Origin of the sequence: Rhizobium aethiopicum, assembly GCF_014197535.1 — a bacterium.
Lineage (GTDB): Bacteria > Pseudomonadota > Alphaproteobacteria > Rhizobiales > Rhizobiaceae > Rhizobium > Rhizobium aethiopicum_A.
Window position 1 is genome coordinate 54,482 of record NZ_JACIFV010000008.1, and the last position, 16,650, is coordinate 71,131.

The window sequence follows — 16,650 nt, forward strand, 5'->3', positions numbered from 1 at the left end:
ACCTTCCTGTTGATGCGCCTCTATAGACCCTGGAAAGCGGCTTGTCAGCCTTGCCAAGGCCGCATTGTTCATCGCATTTTGGCCGCATGCGCCCCGCCATTCTCGATCCGCTGTTTTCTCCTATTTCGGGCCTTCCCGGCGTCGGCCCGAAGATCGCCGAACTGCTGGTCAAGCTGCTCGGACGCGAGACACCGGAGGATTGCCGGGTCATCGACCTTTTGTTTCACGCCCCCTTCTCGCTGATCGACCGCCGCAACCAGCCGGGGATCGCCCGGGCGCCGCAGGGCGCGATCGTCACCATCACCGCACGTGTCGATCGGCATCAGGTGCCGCCGCGGGGCAAAAGCAATGTCCCCTATCGGGTCTTCCTGCACGACGAGACCGGCGAGCTGACGCTGGTCTTCTTCCGCGGCCAGGCTGCATGGCTGGAAAAGCAGCTGCCTATTGACACCGAGGTGACGGTCAGCGGCAAGATCGACTGGTTCAACGGCCGCGCCTCGATGGTGCATCCCGACTATATCGTCAAAGCGGAGGAAGCGGAGAGCCTGCCGCTCGTCGAGCCGATCTATCCGCTGACGGCCGGGCTTTCGCCAAAAACGCTGCGCAAGATCATCGACGCCGCCTTGCCGCGCTTTCCGGAGATGCCGGAATGGATCGACCTCACGCTGACGCAGAAGCAGGGCCTGCCGTCGATCCGTGACAGCTTCCATATGCTGCACGAACCGCGCGATCCCGCCGATGTCGATCCGCAGGCCCCTGCCCGAAGGCGGCTCGCCTATGACGAATTCCTGGCCGGCCAGCTGTCGCTCAGCCTGGTGCGCCAGAGGCTGCGCAAAGTGGCGGGCCAGCCGGTGCATGCGACCGGTGCGGTCAGCAGCAAAATCGTGAAGGCGTTGCCCTTTTCCCTCACATTAAGCCAGAACGATGCGATCGCCGACGTTCTGAAGGACATGGCCGGCGCCGAGCGCATGTTGCGGCTGCTGCAGGGCGATGTCGGCTCCGGCAAGACGCTGGTGGGGCTGATGGCGATGGCGGCGGTGATCGAGAGCGGCGGCCAGGCCGTGCTGATGGCGCCGACGGAAATCCTGGCGCGGCAGCACCACGCGACCATCTCGATATTCGCCGCCTCCGCCGGCCTCGGCATCGAGGTGCTGACCGGGCGCACCAAAGGACGCGAGCGGGAGGACATCCTGGAGCGCATCGCCTCAGGCGAAGCGCAGATCATCATCGGCACGCATGCACTGTTCCAGGAGAGCGTCAGTTACGCAAACCTGATGCTCGCAGTCGTAGACGAGCAGCACCGTTTCGGCGTTCACCAGCGCCTGCGGCTGACGGCCAAGGGTACCTCGCCGCACATGCTCGTCATGACGGCGACGCCGATCCCGCGCACGCTGGTACTTGCCGCCTTCGGCGACATGGACGTTTCCAAACTCACCGAGAAGCCGGCCGGCCGAAAGCCGATCCAGACGATCACCGTGCCGATGGAACGAACGAGCGAAATCGTCGGGCGGCTGCAGGGCGCGATCGCCGAAGGGAAGAAAGCCTACTGGATCTGCCCGCTGGTCGAAGAATCCGAAGAGCTCGACCTGATGTCGGCGGAAGAGCGGCATGCGACGCTCGTCTCCGCACTCGGTCCCGATATCGGCCTCATCCATGGCCGCATGAGCGGCGCGGAGAAGGATGCGGCGATGATGGCGTTCAAGAACGGCGAGACCCGCCTTCTCGTCGCCACCACCGTCGTCGAGGTCGGCGTCGACGTGCCGGATGCGACGATCATGGTGATCGAACATGCCGAGCGTTTCGGCTTGGCTCAGCTGCATCAGCTGCGCGGCCGCGTCGGGCGTGGCGACGAGGCCTCGACCTGCATCCTGCTTTACAAAGGGCCGCTCGGCGAGACCGGTCACGCCAGACTGTCGATCATGCGGGAGACCGAAGATGGTTTCCGCATTGCCGAGGAAGACCTGAAGCTGCGCGGCGAAGGCGAATTGCTCGGCACCCGTCAATCCGGCACGCCGGGCTTCCGCATCGCCAGCCTCGAGGCGCATGCCGATCTGCTCGAGATCGCCCGCAAGGATGCGGCCTATCTGATCGAGCGCGATCCGGAACTGACCAGCGAAAGAGGACAGGCGATCCGCACCCTGCTCTATCTCTTCCGCCGCGATGAGGCGATCCGTTTCCTGAGGGCGGGTTAATCGGCCTTGGAAATCGCCACTGGCTTCGGCCGCGGCAGATGCTTCGGTTTCGGCTCAGGCGGAGGGGTTCCAGGCGCCACGAGACCGCCCGAAATCAGGAACTTGGCGGCGTCTTCCGGCGACATGTCGAGCACGACGATCTTCTCGCGCGGTACGAAGACGAGGAAACCGGCGGTCGGCACCGGCGTCGGCGGCAGGAAGACAGCGACCATATCCTGACCCATCGCATTAAACTTAGACGCGATTTCGCCCTTGGCGTCGGTGGCGACGAAGACCAGCGCCCAGAGGCCGGGACTTGGATATTCGATGAGGCCAACTTTTTTGAAGGAGTTCGACTGCTCCTTCAGCACCGTTTCGAAAATCTGCTTCACGCTTCTGTAGATCGTGCGCACCAGCGGCATGCGCTGGACGACCGATTCGCCGAAACCGACGATGCTCTGGCCGATGAGGTTCTTGCCGAGAAAGCCGACGACGGTGATCAGCACGACGGCAGTCAGCAGGCCGAAACCGGGAATAGCGAAATTAAGATAGCTTTCCGGATTCCAGCGCGCCGGGATATAGGGCCTGACCCAGCTGTCCGACCAGTGGATGAAGGTCCAGGTCAGCCAGATGGTAATCGCAATCGGCGCGCAGATGATCAGGCCTGCGAGAAAATTGTTCCTCAGCCGGGTCGCTACCGGCATTCTGGGGGCGTTGTCGGCCATCGTTTCCTGATGAACTCCATCTCAGTCCTGGACGGGCCGGAACGCCGGCCCTTCCCCCTTGTCCATATGGTAAAATTGCCAGAATTCCAGGCGCCGCACAATATGTTTCGGCGCCGGATTCGACCTTGCCGGCTTACTCCACAGTCACGGATTTCGCCAGATTGCGGGGCTGATCGACGTCGGTGCCCATGAAGACGGCGGTGTGATAGGCGAGCAGCTGGATCGGCAGCGAAAAGATCATCGGCGCGATAATTTCGTCGACGACAGGCAGGATGATCGTCGCCATGGTCGGCAGTTTCGAGGCCGCCGCACCGGCTTCGTCGGTGATGAAAATGATGCGGCCACCGCGCGCTGCGACCTCCTGCATATTGGAGACGGTCTTTTCGAAGAAGCGGTCGTAGGGGGCAATGACGATGACAGGCATGTTCTCGTCGATCAGCGCGATCGGCCCGTGCTTCAATTCGCCGGCAGCATAGCCTTCCGCGTGGATATAGGAAATTTCCTTGAGCTTCAGCGCCCCTTCCATGGCGAGCGGGAAGCTGGTGCCGCGGCCGAGATAGAGCACATCCCTGCATTTCGACAGTTCGCGCGACAGGCTTTCCATCTGCGGCTGGATGAGGTTCAGCACCCGGCTCATGATGCGCGGCATCTCGGCGAGATGGCGCACCAGCGCCCTCTCCTCCTCGACACTCACCGTGCCGCGCGCCTTGCCGGCGCCGATCGCCAGCGATGCCAGCACGGCGAGCTGGCAAGTGAAGGCCTTGGTCGAGGCGACGCCGATTTCGGGACCGGCCATGATCGGGAAGACCGCGTCGGATTCGCGGGCGATCGTCGATTCGCGAACATTGACGACGGCGCCGATCTTCAATCCGTTGTCGCGGCAATAGCGCAGCGATGCCAGCGTATCGGCGGTCTCGCCGGACTGGGAGATGAAGAGTGCGGCCTGCGATGGCGAGAGCGGCATTTCGCGGTAGCGGAATTCGGAGGCGACGTCGATCTCAACGGGCAGCCGGGCATACCGCTCGAACCAGTATTTGCCGACAAGGCCGGCGAGATAGGCGGTGCCGCAAGCCGAAATCGCCAAGCCGCTCACTGCCTTGAAATCGATTGCGGCGGCATTGGCGCCGATCGTGTTCTCGGCGAAGTCGACGTAGTGGCTGAGCGCGTGGGAGATCACCTCCGGCTGCTCGTAGATTTCCTTTTCCATGAAATGGCGGTGATTGCCCTTGTCGACGACATAGGCGGTCGCCTGCGAGATCTGGCGGGCGCGTTTGACCGGCTTTCCGGCAAAGTCGAGCACGGCAACGCTGTCGCGCGTGATGACGGCGCAATCGCCATCGGCCAGATAGGTGATCTCGTTGGTGAAGGGCGAAAGCGCGATCGCGTCCGAGCCGAGGAACATCTCGCCGCGGCCATAGCCGACGGCAAGCGGCGGGCCGGAACGGGCGGCCATGATCGTGCCAGGATCGGCCTTGAGCATGACCGCCAGTGCATAGGCGCCGGTCACCCGGTTCAGCATCTTCAGCATGGCGGCGCGCGGCTCCAGGCCTTCGCGCAGATATTTCGCCATCAGCTGGGCGACGACCTCGGTATCGGTCTGGGTTTCGAAAATCGCGCCCGCTTCGCTCAATTCGTCGCGAAGCTCGGAGAAGTTTTCAATGATGCCGTTATGAACGACGGCCACGCCTTCAACGAAATGCGGATGGGCATTGGTCTCGTTCGGCACGCCGTGTGTTGCCCAGCGCGTATGGGCAATACCGACTGTGCCGGGCAACGGCTCGGCGTCGAGGCGCTTTTCCAAATTGAAGAGCTTGCCCTCGGCGCGGCGGCGATCCATCACGCCCTCGTGGATGGTGGCGACACCGGCAGAATCATAGCCGCGATATTCCAGGCGCTTCAGCGCATCGACTAGGCGCCCGGCAACTGGCTGAGTTCCGACGATCCCCACAATTCCGCACATGCAATATCCCCATGAGCCTCTGACAACGAGGCCAGTCCTAACGATTTTCGCTTATTTCTCAATCGCCTCGGCGGTCACTTTCAATTTCCGCCGGTTACGGAAAGCGGCCTCAAGCCTTGGCCTTTTTTGCCGCTTTGATGGCGAGCGCGCGCTCGCGCAACAGCGTCGCGCGGCCGGGCTTGATCTCCTGACGGGCGCGTCCGAGCGCCAGCGCATCGGCCGGCACGTCGACGGTGATGACGCTGCCGGAGGCGATATAGGCGCCGTCGCCGATCGTCACCGGCGCGACCAGCGAGGAGTTGGAGCCGATGAAGGCGTTTTCGCCGATAACCGTTTCGCTCTTGTTGACCCCGTCATAATTGCAGGTGATCGTGCCGGCGCCGATATTGCTGCCGGCACCCACAACCGCATCGCCGATATAGGTGAGATGGTTGACCTTGGCGCCCTCGCCGATCCGGCCGTTCTTGACCTCGCAGAAATTGCCGACCTTCGATCCGTTGGCGAGATCGGCACCCGGCCGCAACCGCGCAAAGGGGCCGACGGTGGCGCCTTCGCTGACATGGGCCCCTTCGATATGCGAGAAGGCATGAATGATGGCGCCGCTTTCGATCACCGCGCCGGGGCCGAAGACGACGTTCGGCTCGATCAGCGCATCCTGGCCGATGACGGTGTCATAGGAGAGGAACACCGTTTCCGGCGCAATCATCGTAACGCCTGATAACATCATCTCGCGGCGGCGACGTTCCTGCCAGAAGCGTTCGATGACGGCGAGTTCGGCACGGTTGTTGCAGCCGGTCATCTCGATCTCAGGCGCGTCGACGGCAGTGACGCGGCCGCCGAGCGAACGGGCGATCTCGACGAGATCGGTGAGATAGAATTCGCCCTTGGCATTGGCGTTGCCGATGCGTGAGAGAAGATCGAGCGCCTTGCGGCCGTTGATCGCCATCAGTCCGCTGTTGCACCAGGTCACAGCGCGTTCGGCGTCGGTGGCGTCCTTCTCCTCTCGGATGGCTATGAGTTCGCCGTCCTTGACGAGCAGCCGGCCATAGCCGGTCGGCCGATCGGTATGGAACCCGATGACGACCACGTCGCTGCCTTCGGCGAGTCCCTGGCGGGCGGCCTTGAGCGGCCCGTCGGTCTGCAGCGGCACGTCGCCATAGGTAACGAGGATGTCGTCATAGCCCCTGGCGATGGCCTCGCGCGCTGCCAGCACCGCATGGCCGGTGCCGAGGCGTTCCTGCTGCAGATAGGCTTCGATGCCGACGCCGCCGATGCTTGCGGCCTTTGCCACCTCCTCGGCATTGCGGCCGACGACGAGGGCGACGGAGGAGATGCCGGCAGAGGCGACCGCCTCGACCACATGGGCGATCATCGGACGGCTGGCGACCGGATGCAGCACCTTCGATTTCGATGCTTTCATCCGCGTGCTGTCACCGGCGGCAAGGATGACGGCAAGACAAGTACGTTCCATGATCTGCTCCGCGAATCCGCGCGATGAGGCGGCTTTTCTGCCTCATACTGCATAATCCTGAAATCGGAAATCCATTTCAGGGTTAGATCGCGGGCGAAATCGGCCCCAGGACAACAGGAGAGCCGTGGGCCGCGAAGGCTTCGTGCACGTGATCGCGGCCGTCGACGATGACGACTTCCATCGCACGCCGCGCCGCGGCGCTGTCGCCGGAAACGATGGCATCGACGATGCGCATATGGGTATCGGCGATATTGGCGAACCCATTTTCGGAGGGCGGCGTGCTGATGCGGAACATGCCGACCAGGGCCGCTTCGATGAGGCTGCCGAGGGTGCGCATGAAGGGATTGTGCGAGGCTTCGGCGATCGCCAGGTGAAAGCGCAGGTCCGCGAGCGCCAGACTATCGGCCGTATGCCCGCTCGCCGCCATCTCCTGTGCCAGTTCGCGCAGCGTCTCGATTTCCTCGGCACTGGCACGCTCGGCGACCAGGCCGGCGGCGAAGGGTTCGACGGCAAGGCGGATATCGTAAAGCTGCAGCAGGAATTCTTCGGTCACGCCATTGTCGAAGTGCCAGGCGATGATTTCGCTGTCGAACATGTTCCAGAGATTCTTCTCGGTCACCCGCGTGCCGACTCGCGCCTTGGCGACGACCATGCCCTTGGCGGCGAGCGTCTTCATCGTTTCACGCAAGACTGTGCGCGATACCTTGAAGCGCTGCGCCAGTTCCGTATCGCCCGGCAGGATCGAACCGACCGGATAGGTGCCGGCGACAATCGCCTTGCCGAGCTCGTCGACCACCTGTGCATGGCTCGTCCGGGTTCGGCGCCCTGTCTTGCGTGTCTCGATGAATTTGTTGCGCAAAGGACCCGCCCCCCTCAGGCATACCTCTTGTTCAGGCTGGAAAGGAACAGGATCGCCTTCTGCATCAGGATGAATGCAAACAGCAGCAGGCCGATCAGAATCTTCGTCCACCAGCTCGACAGCGTGCCGTCGAAGGTGATGTAGGTCTGAATGAGTCCCTGGATCAGAATACCGATCAAGGTTCCCGCCACGAATCCCGCTCCTCCGGTCAGCAGCGTCCCCCCAATGACCACCGCAGCGATGGCGTCAAGTTCGACGCCGACTGCCGCAAGAGAATATCCGGCAGATGTGTACAGCGAAAAAACGATTCCGGATAGACCGGCGAGAAAACCCGACAATGCGTAGATCTGGATCGTGGTGCGGCCGACCGGCACCCCCATCAGCCGCGCCGTCTGCGGCCCGCCGCCGAGGGCATAGACGTTGGTGCCGAAGCGGGTACGGTGGGCGATGAAGATACCGGCGGCAAAGACCAGAAGCATGACGGCGCCGATCAGCGTCAGCCGCCCGCCGCCGGGCAGCCGCCAATAGAGGCTCGTCAGCGTCGAATAATAGTCGTGGTTGATCGGAATGCTGTCGATCGAGAGCACGAAGGCGATACCGCGCGCCAGGAACATGCCGGCAAGTGTAACGATGAAGGCCGGCATTTCGAGGTAGTGGATGATCGCGCCCATGATGGCGCCGAAGGCGGTGGTGATGACGAGGACCAGCGCGAAGGCAAGCAGCGGATGGATCGAAGTGTTCTGCAGGATCACCGCGAGGAAGACGCCGGTGAAGGCGATGACCGAACCGATCGACAGATCGATGCCACCGGAGATGATGACGAAGGTCATGCCGACGGCGGCGATGCCGAGAAAGGCATTATCGGTCAGAAGATTGCCGATGACGCGCGTCGACAGCATGTTCGGATATTGCAGCGTGCAGCCGGCATAGGCGAGCACGAAGATGACGATAGTCGCGAGCAGCGGCAGATATTTGGAGTTCATTTCGGCTACTCCCTTCCGCCCTGCCGGCGGCTGGCGAAGATGGCGAGCGATTGCACCGCCGGCGACTGAATGACGAGGATCACGATGATGATGACCGCCTTGATGATCAGGTTGAACTCAGGCGGAAATCCGGAGGACAGGATGCCGGTGTTGACCGCCTGGATGATCATCGCGCCGATCAGCGACCCAACAATACTGAATCTTCCGCCAAGCAGCGAGTTGCCGCCGACGACGACGGCGAGGATGGCATCAAGCTCCAGCCAGAGACCGGCATTGTTGGCATCGGCACCCTTGATGTCGGCCGCGACGATGATGCCGGCGATCGAGGCGCAGAGTCCGCTCAGCATATAGACGGCCATCAGCAGCACCGGCGTTTGAATGCCGGAGAGGGTGCTGGCGCGGCGGTTGATGCCGACAGCCTCGAGCAGCATGCCGAGCGCCGTGCGGCGAACGAGCAGGATGACGAGCAGGCCGACGAGCAGCCAGATGACGACCGGCATCGGCAGGAGGGCCATCGAGCCGCTGCCGAAGAAGATCAGGCCGTCATCGTTGAACGTCAGGATCGCGCCTTCGGTGATGAGCTGGGCGATGCCGCGGCCGGCGACCATCAGCACCAGCGTGGCGATGATCGGCTGGATGTTGAGGATCGCCACCAGGAAACCGTTCCAGACACCGCAGGCAAGCCCGATCATCAACGTCAGGAGAATTGTGTAAGCGACTGAATTTCCGGACACGATCGACGATGCAGCGACGGCGCCGCAAATGGCGATGACCGCGCCGACAGAGAGGTCGATGCCCTTGGTGGCAATCACTAGCGTCATGCCGATCGCCAACAAAGCCACCGGCGCGCCGCGATTGAGCACGTCGATCAGGCTGCCATAGAGGCGGCCGTTTTGAACAACAACATTAAAAAACTGCGGCGACGTTATGAAATTCAACAGAAGAATGACAACGAGCGCGATCAATTGCGGCGCCAGGCGATAGGCCAGCGCATAGCGGGAGGACTTCATGCATCCTCCTTCTTGTGCTCGGCGGCGGCGATGGCATCGACGATACCGGCTGCGGTGATGCGCTCGCCCGTCAATTCGGCGATATGCTGCCTGTCGCGAAGTACGATAACACGTGAACTATAGGCGACAAGCTCTTCAAGTTCCGAGGAAATTACGATCAATGACATGCCTTCGGCGCAGAGCTGTTCGATGAGCCGAATGATCTCCGCATGGGCGCCGACATCGATGCCGCGGGTTGGCTCGTCGAGGATGAGAAACTTGGGGTTGGTTGCCAGCCAGCGGGCCAGAATCGCCTTCTGCTGATTGCCGCCGGAGAGCAGCCGGATCGGCTTTTCCCGGTCGGTGGTGCGGATGTCGAGCGCCTTGATATAACGGTCGGCGAGCGCATTCTGCTCGGCGCGCGACAGCGGCCGGGTCCAGCCGCGGCGAGCCTGCAGCGCCAGCGCGATGTTTTCCCGGATCGACAGGTCGCCGACGATGCCATCGGTCTTGCGGTCCTCGGGGCAGAAGCCAAAACCCTTCTCGATCGCGGCGCGCGGGCTGGAAAGGGTCACCGGCTGGCCGTCGATCGTCGCACTGCCGCTATCGGCATGTTCGACGCCGAAAAGCAATTCGGCGGTTTCGGTGCGCCCGGAACCGAGCAGACCGGCCACGCCGACCACCTCACCGGCGCGGACATCGAGATCGAAGGGCTTGACCTTGCCGCGTTTGCCGTAGCCGGAAAAACGGTACCGGATCTCGCCGGCTACAATGCTGCGTTCGCCGACCGTCTCTTCGGCCTGGGCGAGCTCGCGGCCGAGCATCATGGCGATCAGGCCCTGGCGCGGCAACTCGGCAGCGTAGCGGGTGCCGACGAGCTTGCCGTTGCGCAGCACGGTGATGCGATCACTGATCGCATAAACCTGCTCGAGGAAATGGGTGATGAAAACGATGCCGAGGCCGCGCCTTTTCAGGTCCTCGATGATGCGGAAGAGCAGCGCCACTTCCTGGTTGTCCAGGCTTGCCGTCGGCTCGTCCAATATCAGCACCTTGCCGGAGAGATCGACGGCACGGGCGATGGCGACGACCTGCTGGACGGCGACGGAGAAACGTCCGAGTTCGGCGGTGACGTCAATATCGATGCCGTAGCCGGTGAGCAGTTCGCGCGCCTTGCGAATCATCGCGCGCACGTCGGTCATGCCGAACCGCCGCGGCTGACGTCCGAGAAAGAGGTTTTCGGCGACACTCAGATTGGTGAGGAGGTTGACCTCCTGATAGACGGTGCCGATGCCCAGCTTCTGGGCGGCGAGCGTGTTGGCCGGATTGATTTCCTGGCCGTCGAGCACCAGGCTGCCGCCGTCGCGATGATAGGCGCCGGTGATGCACTTGATCAGCGTCGATTTTCCGGCGCCGTTCTCGCCGAGAAGCGCATGAACCTCACCGCGGCGCAGCGTGAAATCAACCTTGTCCAAGGCGACGGCGCCGGGAAAAAACTTGGATATGGCCGAGGCTGCGAGAATATTCTCGTTATTGTGAACCATGAGGGCTGCTGTGTCCTGATATTGCGCCGTGCGCCCGCGCCAAGACCGGGCATAACGCCCGATCCGGCACCGGCAATTCCGCACCGGCCCATTATGGGCCAGTGCGGTTCCAGGTTCAAATCAGTAGCCCTGACCCTTCTTCTCTTCGTAGACTTTCATGGGCTCGTCGGAAGGCGTGTAGAGCTTGGACTCGGTCTGGATCCACTTCGGCGGAGCCTTCTTGTCCTTCAGATAGGCATCGAGCGCGTCGAAGGCCGGACCAGCCATGTTCGGCGTCAGCTCGACGGTGGCATTGGACTCGCCTTCGGACATCGCCTTGAAGATATCCGGAACGGCGTCGATGGAGACGACGAGGATATCCTTACCGGGCTTCAGGCCGGCTTCCTTGATCGCCTGGATGGCGCCGACGGCCATATCGTCGTTATGGGCATAAAGAGCGCAGATATCCTTGCCGCCGTTCTCGGCCTTCAGGAAGCTTTCCATGACTTCCTTGCCCTTGGTGCGGGTGAAGTCACCGGTCTGGCTGCGAACGATCTTGAGGTTGTCGTGGCCGGCAAGAGCTTCTTCGAAACCCTTCTTGCGGGCGATGGCCGGCGACGAGCCGGTCGTGCCCTGCAGTTCGACGACGTTGCACTTCTTATCGCCGACGGTCTTCACCAGGAAGTCGCCTGCGACCTTGCCTTCATGAACGAGGTCCGACGTAACAGCGGTCAGGTACAGATCGTCCGGAGCCTTGATGGTGCGGTCGAGAAGGATGACCGGGATCTTGGCTTCCTTGGCTTCCTTCAGAACGTCGTCCCAGCCGGTTTCGACAACCGGTGCGATCAGAATGGCGTCGACGCCCTGAGCAATGAAGGAGCGCAAAGCCTTGATCTGGTTTTCCTGCTTCTGCTGCGCATCGGCAAACTTCAGATCGATGCCGCGCTTCTTGGCCTGTTCCTTGGTGACGGTGGTTTCAGCCGCACGCCAGCCCGACTCCGAGCCGATCTGCGAGAAGCCGACCGTCAAGCCGCCGGCCGAAGCCGAACCGAACATGCAGGCAGCCAAAATCGTGGCACTCAAAAGTGCAGTCTTCAATTTCATGATATCCTCCCAATGCCGCTCCTTCGCGGCGCAGGGTCAAAAAATCATATAGTATTACTTTTGTAAATCGCTTTTTTTAACGTTTGAGAAGAAAAAAGGGCGCCCCAACGAGCGCCCTTCGCATCTGCAAAACCGATAAGCGATTATTGCGCCGGCAGCTTGTCGTCGACGCCTTCGACGTAGAAGTTCATGCCGAGCAGCGTACCGTCATCGGCCTTCTCGCCGGCCTTCAGCCAAGGCGTGCCGTCCTGCTTGTTGATCGGGCCGGTGAAGGGATGCAGCTCGCCCGATTTGATCTTGGCTTCGGTTTCCTCGGCCATCTTCTTCACGTCGTCAGGCATGTTGGTGTAGGGCGCCATCTTCAGGATGCCGTCCTTTAGGCCGTCCCAACTCTGTTCGGATTTCCAGGTGCCGTCCAGCAGCGCGTGCACACGTTTGGAGTAGTAGGCGCCCCAGGTGTCGACGATCGCCGTCAGCTGCGCCTTCGGGCCGGCTGCGATCATGTCGGACGCCTGACCGAAGGCATGGATGCCGCGTTCCTCGGCCACCTGCATCGGCGCTGTCGTGTCAGTGTGCTGCGTCAAGACGTCGACGCCCTGGTCGACCATCGCCTTGGCCGCATCGGCTTCCTTGCCGGGGTCGAACCAGGTATTGACCCAGATGACCTTCAGCTTGAAGCTCGGATCGACCGACTTGGCGCCCTGCTCGAAGGAGTTGATGCCCATCACCACTTCGGGAATCGGGAAGGAGGCGATGTAGGCCGCGCCGTGATTCTTCGAGGTCTTGGCGGCGATCTGGCCGAGGATGTAGCGGCCTTCATAGAATCGCGAATTGTAGGTCGCGAGATTCGGGCCGGTCTTGTAGCCGGTGCCATGCTCGAACTTGACCTTCGGGAACTTGGCGGCGACCTTCACTGTCGCATCCATGAAACCGAAGGAGGTCGTGAAGATCAGCTTGCAGCCGGAGCGGGCAAGGCGCTCGATGGCGCGCTCGGCGTCCGGGCCTTCCGGAACGTTTTCGAGATAAGGCGTTTCGATCTTGTCGCCGAATTCTGCCTGGACCTGCTGGCGCCCGAGGTCGTGGGCCTGCGAATAACCGCCATCGGTGTGCGAACCGACATAGACGAAGCAGACCTTCGTCTTGTCCGCGGCCTGAGCGGCGGAGGAAATGCCGATCACGGCAGCAGCCGAGGCGGCGAGTGTGATTGCTAACTTCTTCATAGTAACCCCTGTTGGTTTGAAGTTATTGCGGAACCCGTCTTTGATCTTGTTGCTTTATCGCTCCGGCACGAAGGCTTTTCCGAGCGACGCGGGCGTGTTGATCAACGTCGTGCGCCGATTATGAGAAATGATGATGAGAACCACAATAGTCGCGGCATAGGGCAGCATCGAAAGGAACTGCGCGGGAATGCCGAGACCGAAGGCCTGCGCGTGCAGCTGCAGGATGGTGACCGCGCCGAAGAGGTACCCGCCGGCAAAAACCCGCCATGGCCGCCAGGAGGCGAAAACGACAAGCGCCAGGGTGATCCAGCCGCGGCCAGCCGACATATTCTCCGCCCATTGCGGCGTGTAGACGAGCGAGAGCTGCGCGCCGGCAAGACCGGCGCAGGCGCCACCGAACATCACCGCTAGGTAGCGCGTGCGGATGACACCGATGCCGAGCGCATGGGCCGAAGTATGACTGTCGCCGATCGCTCTCAGTTTCAGCCCGGCCCGGCTGTGGAACAGGAACCAGCTGACGCCGATCACGAGCGCAATCGACAGGTAGAAGATCAGATCCTGCCTGAACAGAACATGGCCGATCACAGGGATATCCGACAGGACGGGAATGACGATCTCGTCGAGGCGAATGCCGGGAACGCTGACATAGGGCTCGCCGAGCATGCCGGATGCACCGAGGCCGAGAAGGGTGAGCGCCAGTCCCGTCGCCACCTGATTGGCCACCAGCGTCAGCGTCAGGAAAGCAAACAGCAGCGAGAACAGCGCGCCGGCCGCTATGCCGCAGATGATCCCGACATAGGGCGAGCCCGACGCTTGCGCGCCGGCAAAAGCGGCGACCGCGCCCATGATCATCATGCCTTCGACGCCGAGATTGAGAACGCCGGAGCGCTCCGCTACCAGTTCGCCGAGCGCGGCGATGACGAGCGGCGTCGAGGCGGTGATGACCGTCAGCAGAATGGCTTCGAAAATGCTCATGCCCCCACACTCCTGATCCGCGACCAGACGATGCGGATTTTGTAGTAGATCAGCGTATCGCAGGAGAGCACGAAGAAGAGCAGCAGGCCCTGGAAGACGCGGGTGACCTTGTCGGAGACGCCGAGCGACAGCTGCGCCGCTTCGCCGCCGAGATAGGTCAGCGCCAGCACCAGGCCAGACGCGATGATGCCGAGCGGATTGAGCCGGCCGAGGAAGGCGACGATGATAGCGGTGAAGCCGTAGCCCGGCGAAATGGCGGGCTGCAGGTGGCCGATCGAACCGGAGACCTCAGAGATTCCGGCAAGGCCGGCAAGCGCGCCCGAGAAGAGGAAACTAAACCAGATCATCTTCTTCGACGAGAAGCCGGCAAAGCGCCCTGCCCGCTCCGACTGGCCGAGGACGACGACCTCGAAACCTTTCAACGTAAAGCGCAGCATGAACCAGACGCCGATCGCCGCGATGATGGCGACGATGAAGGCCCAATGAGCGCGGCCCGATTCTTCCCAGATCGCCGGCAGCACCGCCTCCGGCGCGAAATCGCGCGAAACAGGAAAGTTGAATCCCTTCGGATCGCGCCAGGCGCCCCGGACCAGCCAGTCGAGGAAAAGCTGGGCGACATAGACCAGCATCAGCGACGTCAGGATCTCATTCGTGTTGAAATGCGCCTTCAACAGCGCCGGAATGGCGGCAAAAAGCGCGCCGCCGAGCGCGCCGAGCAGCAGCATCAACGGCAGGACGAGAGGCGAATGCCAGTCGTAGAAGACGATCGGCAGATAGGAGCCGGTGATGGCGCCGATGGTGAACTGCCCCTCGGCGCCGATGTTCCAATTGTTCGAGCGGTAACTGACGGCAAGGCCGACGGCGATCAGGATCAGCGGTGCTGCCTTGATCGCCAGCTCGTGCAGCGACCAGACCTCGAGCAGCGGCTCGACGAAGAATGCATCGAGCGCCTCGACGGGGTCTTTGCCGAGCATGGCGAACATGATGGCGCCGAAGGCGAGCGTCAGGGCAAGTGCCAGGAGCGGCGAGACGAAAGCGAAGAGCTTCGAGACGTCGGGACGTTTTTCCAGTTCAATGCGCATGGGCAGTCTCCGCGGCCGAGCTGCCTTCATGCAGGCCGCCCATCAGCAGGCCGATCTTTTCGCGGGTGAGGTCGCCGGCCGGATAGGGCCGGGAAAGGCGCCCCTCGGAGATGACGGCGATATCGGTTGCCACTTCGAAGATTTCGTCGAGATCCTGGCTGATGACGACGACGGCGGAGCCGGCTTTTGCAAGATCTACGAGCGCCTGGCGGATGCGACTTGCGGCTCCCGCATCGACGCCCCAGGTCGGCTGGTTGACGACGAGGACGGCCGGCTGGCGGTCGAGCTCGCGGCCGACGATGAATTTCTGCAGATTGCCGCCGGAGAGTGAGCCGGCGGCGGGATCATCACTACTCTTGCGGACATCCATTGCTTCGGAAATGCGCCGCGCCGCAGACTTTACCGCGCCTTGCCTGATGATGCCGAGCACGCCCAGAAAGGCTTTGCGATCCGACTGGCTGCGGGCCAGCACCAGATTATCGGACAGCTTCATGGTGGAAACGGCAGCGTGCCCGTGCCGCTCCTCCGGCACGAAACCGGCGCCGAGCAGGCGGCGGGCGGTAATGCCCTGAGTGCCCACGGGCTTCTTGCGGATGATAATCGCTTCGGCGGAGGCAACCGGATACTCGCCCGACAGCGCGTCGAACAGCTCGCTCTGGCCGTTGCCGGCGACCCCGGCAATCGCGAGGATTTCGCCCGAACGCACCGTCATGGAGATGTCGCGCAGCGGCATGGCGAAGGGCGTGCGCGCGGAAACCGACAGGTTGGCAACGGCAAGCTGCACCTCGCCCCTGTCGCTGCGCTCGGGATGGGTGACAATCGCCACTTCGCTGCCGACCATCATGCGGGCGAGCGAGGCCGGCGTTTCCCGCCTGGGATCGCAGGCGCCGGTCACCCGGCCATGGCGCAGCACGGTGGCGCGATCGCAGATGCGCTGCACCTCCTCCAGGCGATGGCTGATATAGAGAACCGAACGGCCCTCCGCCCGCAGCTTGAACAGCGTCTCGAACAGCCTGTCGGCCTCTTGCGGCGTCAGCACAGAGGTCGGTTCGTCGAGAATGATCAGCTTCGGATTCTGCAGCAGCGCCCGGACGATCTCGATGCGCTGGCGCTCGCCGACGGAGAGATCGGCGACATGGGCATGCGGATCGAGCGGCAGGCCGTAGGCGACCGACAGCGCCCTCGACTCCGCGGCGATCCGATCGATCGGAATGGCGTCATCGAGCGACAGCGCGATGTTTTCGGCCACTGTCAGGGCCTCGAACAGCGAGAAATGCTGAAAAACCATGCCGATGCCGTGCTTGCGGGCTTCGCCCGGAGAGGCGATGACGACAGGGCTTCCTTCCCACAGGATCTGCCCATGCGTCGGCTCGAGAACACCGAATAGCATCTTGACCAAGGTGGACTTGCCTGCGCCATTTTCGCCGAGAAGCGCATGAATTTCGCCCGGCGCAATTTCGAGATCGATGTCATTGCAGGCGGCAAAGCCACCGAAAAACTTCGTCAGCTTCTGGACGGACAACAACGCACCGGGATCCGGCACATTCAATGCAGACACGTTCCCCTCATTTCTTCTGCCGACCGGTCCGTT

Annotated in this window: 13 protein-coding genes; 1 reads left to right on the forward strand and 12 read right to left on the reverse strand. The window is 62.3% G+C overall.

Annotation, left to right across the window (positions count from 1 at the left end):
• Positions 1 to 86 precede the first annotated feature (86 nt).
• Complete coding sequence (gene recG / locus GGD53_RS13455; protein ID WP_184456701.1) at positions 87 to 2,192, forward strand: ATP-dependent DNA helicase RecG; 2,106 nt, start codon at positions 87 to 89, stop codon at positions 2,190 to 2,192.
• Here the strand turns inward: recG and GGD53_RS13460 are convergent.
• From GGD53_RS13460 to GGD53_RS13515, 12 genes are all read right to left on the reverse strand, one after another.
• Positions 2,189 to 2,896, reverse strand: coding sequence for a DUF502 domain-containing protein (locus GGD53_RS13460; protein ID WP_184456703.1), 708 nt, complete (start codon positions 2,894 to 2,896; stop codon positions 2,189 to 2,191). The genes recG and GGD53_RS13460 overlap by 4 nt on opposite strands.
• A gap of 133 nt (positions 2,897 to 3,029) precedes the next feature.
• The gene (glmS, locus tag GGD53_RS13465; RefSeq protein ID WP_184456704.1) at positions 3,030 to 4,856 is read right to left on the reverse strand and encodes a glutamine--fructose-6-phosphate transaminase (isomerizing); all 1,827 of its coding nucleotides are present in this window, start codon (positions 4,854 to 4,856) and stop codon (positions 3,030 to 3,032) included.
• Between the two features lie 109 nt (positions 4,857 to 4,965).
• Positions 4,966 to 6,327, reverse strand: a complete 1,362-nt coding sequence (glmU, locus tag GGD53_RS13470; protein WP_184456706.1) for a bifunctional UDP-N-acetylglucosamine diphosphorylase/glucosamine-1-phosphate N-acetyltransferase GlmU — start codon at positions 6,325 to 6,327, stop codon at positions 4,966 to 4,968.
• Positions 6,328 to 6,409: 82 nt separating this feature from the next.
• Positions 6,410 to 7,186 (reverse strand): FadR/GntR family transcriptional regulator, encoded by a 777-nt coding sequence (locus GGD53_RS13475; RefSeq protein WP_184456708.1) that lies wholly within the window; start codon positions 7,184 to 7,186, stop codon positions 6,410 to 6,412.
• Between the two features lie 14 nt (positions 7,187 to 7,200).
• Positions 7,201 to 8,169: a galactofuranose ABC transporter, permease protein YjfF gene (gene yjfF / locus GGD53_RS13480; RefSeq protein ID WP_085778148.1), complete on the reverse strand. Its 969-nt coding sequence runs from the start codon at positions 8,167 to 8,169 to the stop codon at positions 7,201 to 7,203.
• Between the two features lie 5 nt (positions 8,170 to 8,174).
• The gene (locus GGD53_RS13485) at positions 8,175 to 9,179 is read right to left on the reverse strand and encodes an ABC transporter permease (RefSeq protein WP_184456710.1); all 1,005 of its coding nucleotides are present in this window, start codon (positions 9,177 to 9,179) and stop codon (positions 8,175 to 8,177) included.
• On the reverse strand, positions 9,176 to 10,699 hold the full coding sequence (ytfR, locus tag GGD53_RS13490) for a galactofuranose ABC transporter, ATP-binding protein YtfR (RefSeq protein ID WP_184456712.1): 1,524 nt from the start codon (positions 10,697 to 10,699) through the stop codon (positions 9,176 to 9,178). The genes GGD53_RS13485 and ytfR overlap by 4 nt, the downstream gene beginning before the upstream one ends.
• Before the next feature lie 120 nt (positions 10,700 to 10,819).
• The gene (gene ytfQ / locus GGD53_RS13495; protein ID WP_184456714.1) at positions 10,820 to 11,782 is read right to left on the reverse strand and encodes a galactofuranose ABC transporter, galactofuranose-binding protein YtfQ; all 963 of its coding nucleotides are present in this window, start codon (positions 11,780 to 11,782) and stop codon (positions 10,820 to 10,822) included.
• A gap of 143 nt (positions 11,783 to 11,925) precedes the next feature.
• Positions 11,926 to 13,002, reverse strand: a complete 1,077-nt coding sequence (locus GGD53_RS13500) for a BMP family ABC transporter substrate-binding protein (protein ID WP_184456716.1) — start codon at positions 13,000 to 13,002, stop codon at positions 11,926 to 11,928.
• A gap of 54 nt (positions 13,003 to 13,056) precedes the next feature.
• Positions 13,057 to 13,977: an ABC transporter permease gene (locus GGD53_RS13505; protein ID WP_184456718.1), complete on the reverse strand. Its 921-nt coding sequence runs from the start codon at positions 13,975 to 13,977 to the stop codon at positions 13,057 to 13,059.
• On the reverse strand, positions 13,974 to 15,059 hold the full coding sequence (locus GGD53_RS13510) for an ABC transporter permease (protein ID WP_184456719.1): 1,086 nt from the start codon (positions 15,057 to 15,059) through the stop codon (positions 13,974 to 13,976). The genes GGD53_RS13505 and GGD53_RS13510 overlap by 4 nt, the downstream gene beginning before the upstream one ends.
• On the reverse strand, positions 15,049 to 16,617 hold the full coding sequence (locus GGD53_RS13515) for an ATP-binding cassette domain-containing protein (protein WP_184456721.1): 1,569 nt from the start codon (positions 16,615 to 16,617) through the stop codon (positions 15,049 to 15,051). Before GGD53_RS13515 ends, GGD53_RS13510 begins: the two co-directional genes overlap by 11 nt.
• Positions 16,618 to 16,650 lie beyond the last annotated feature (33 nt).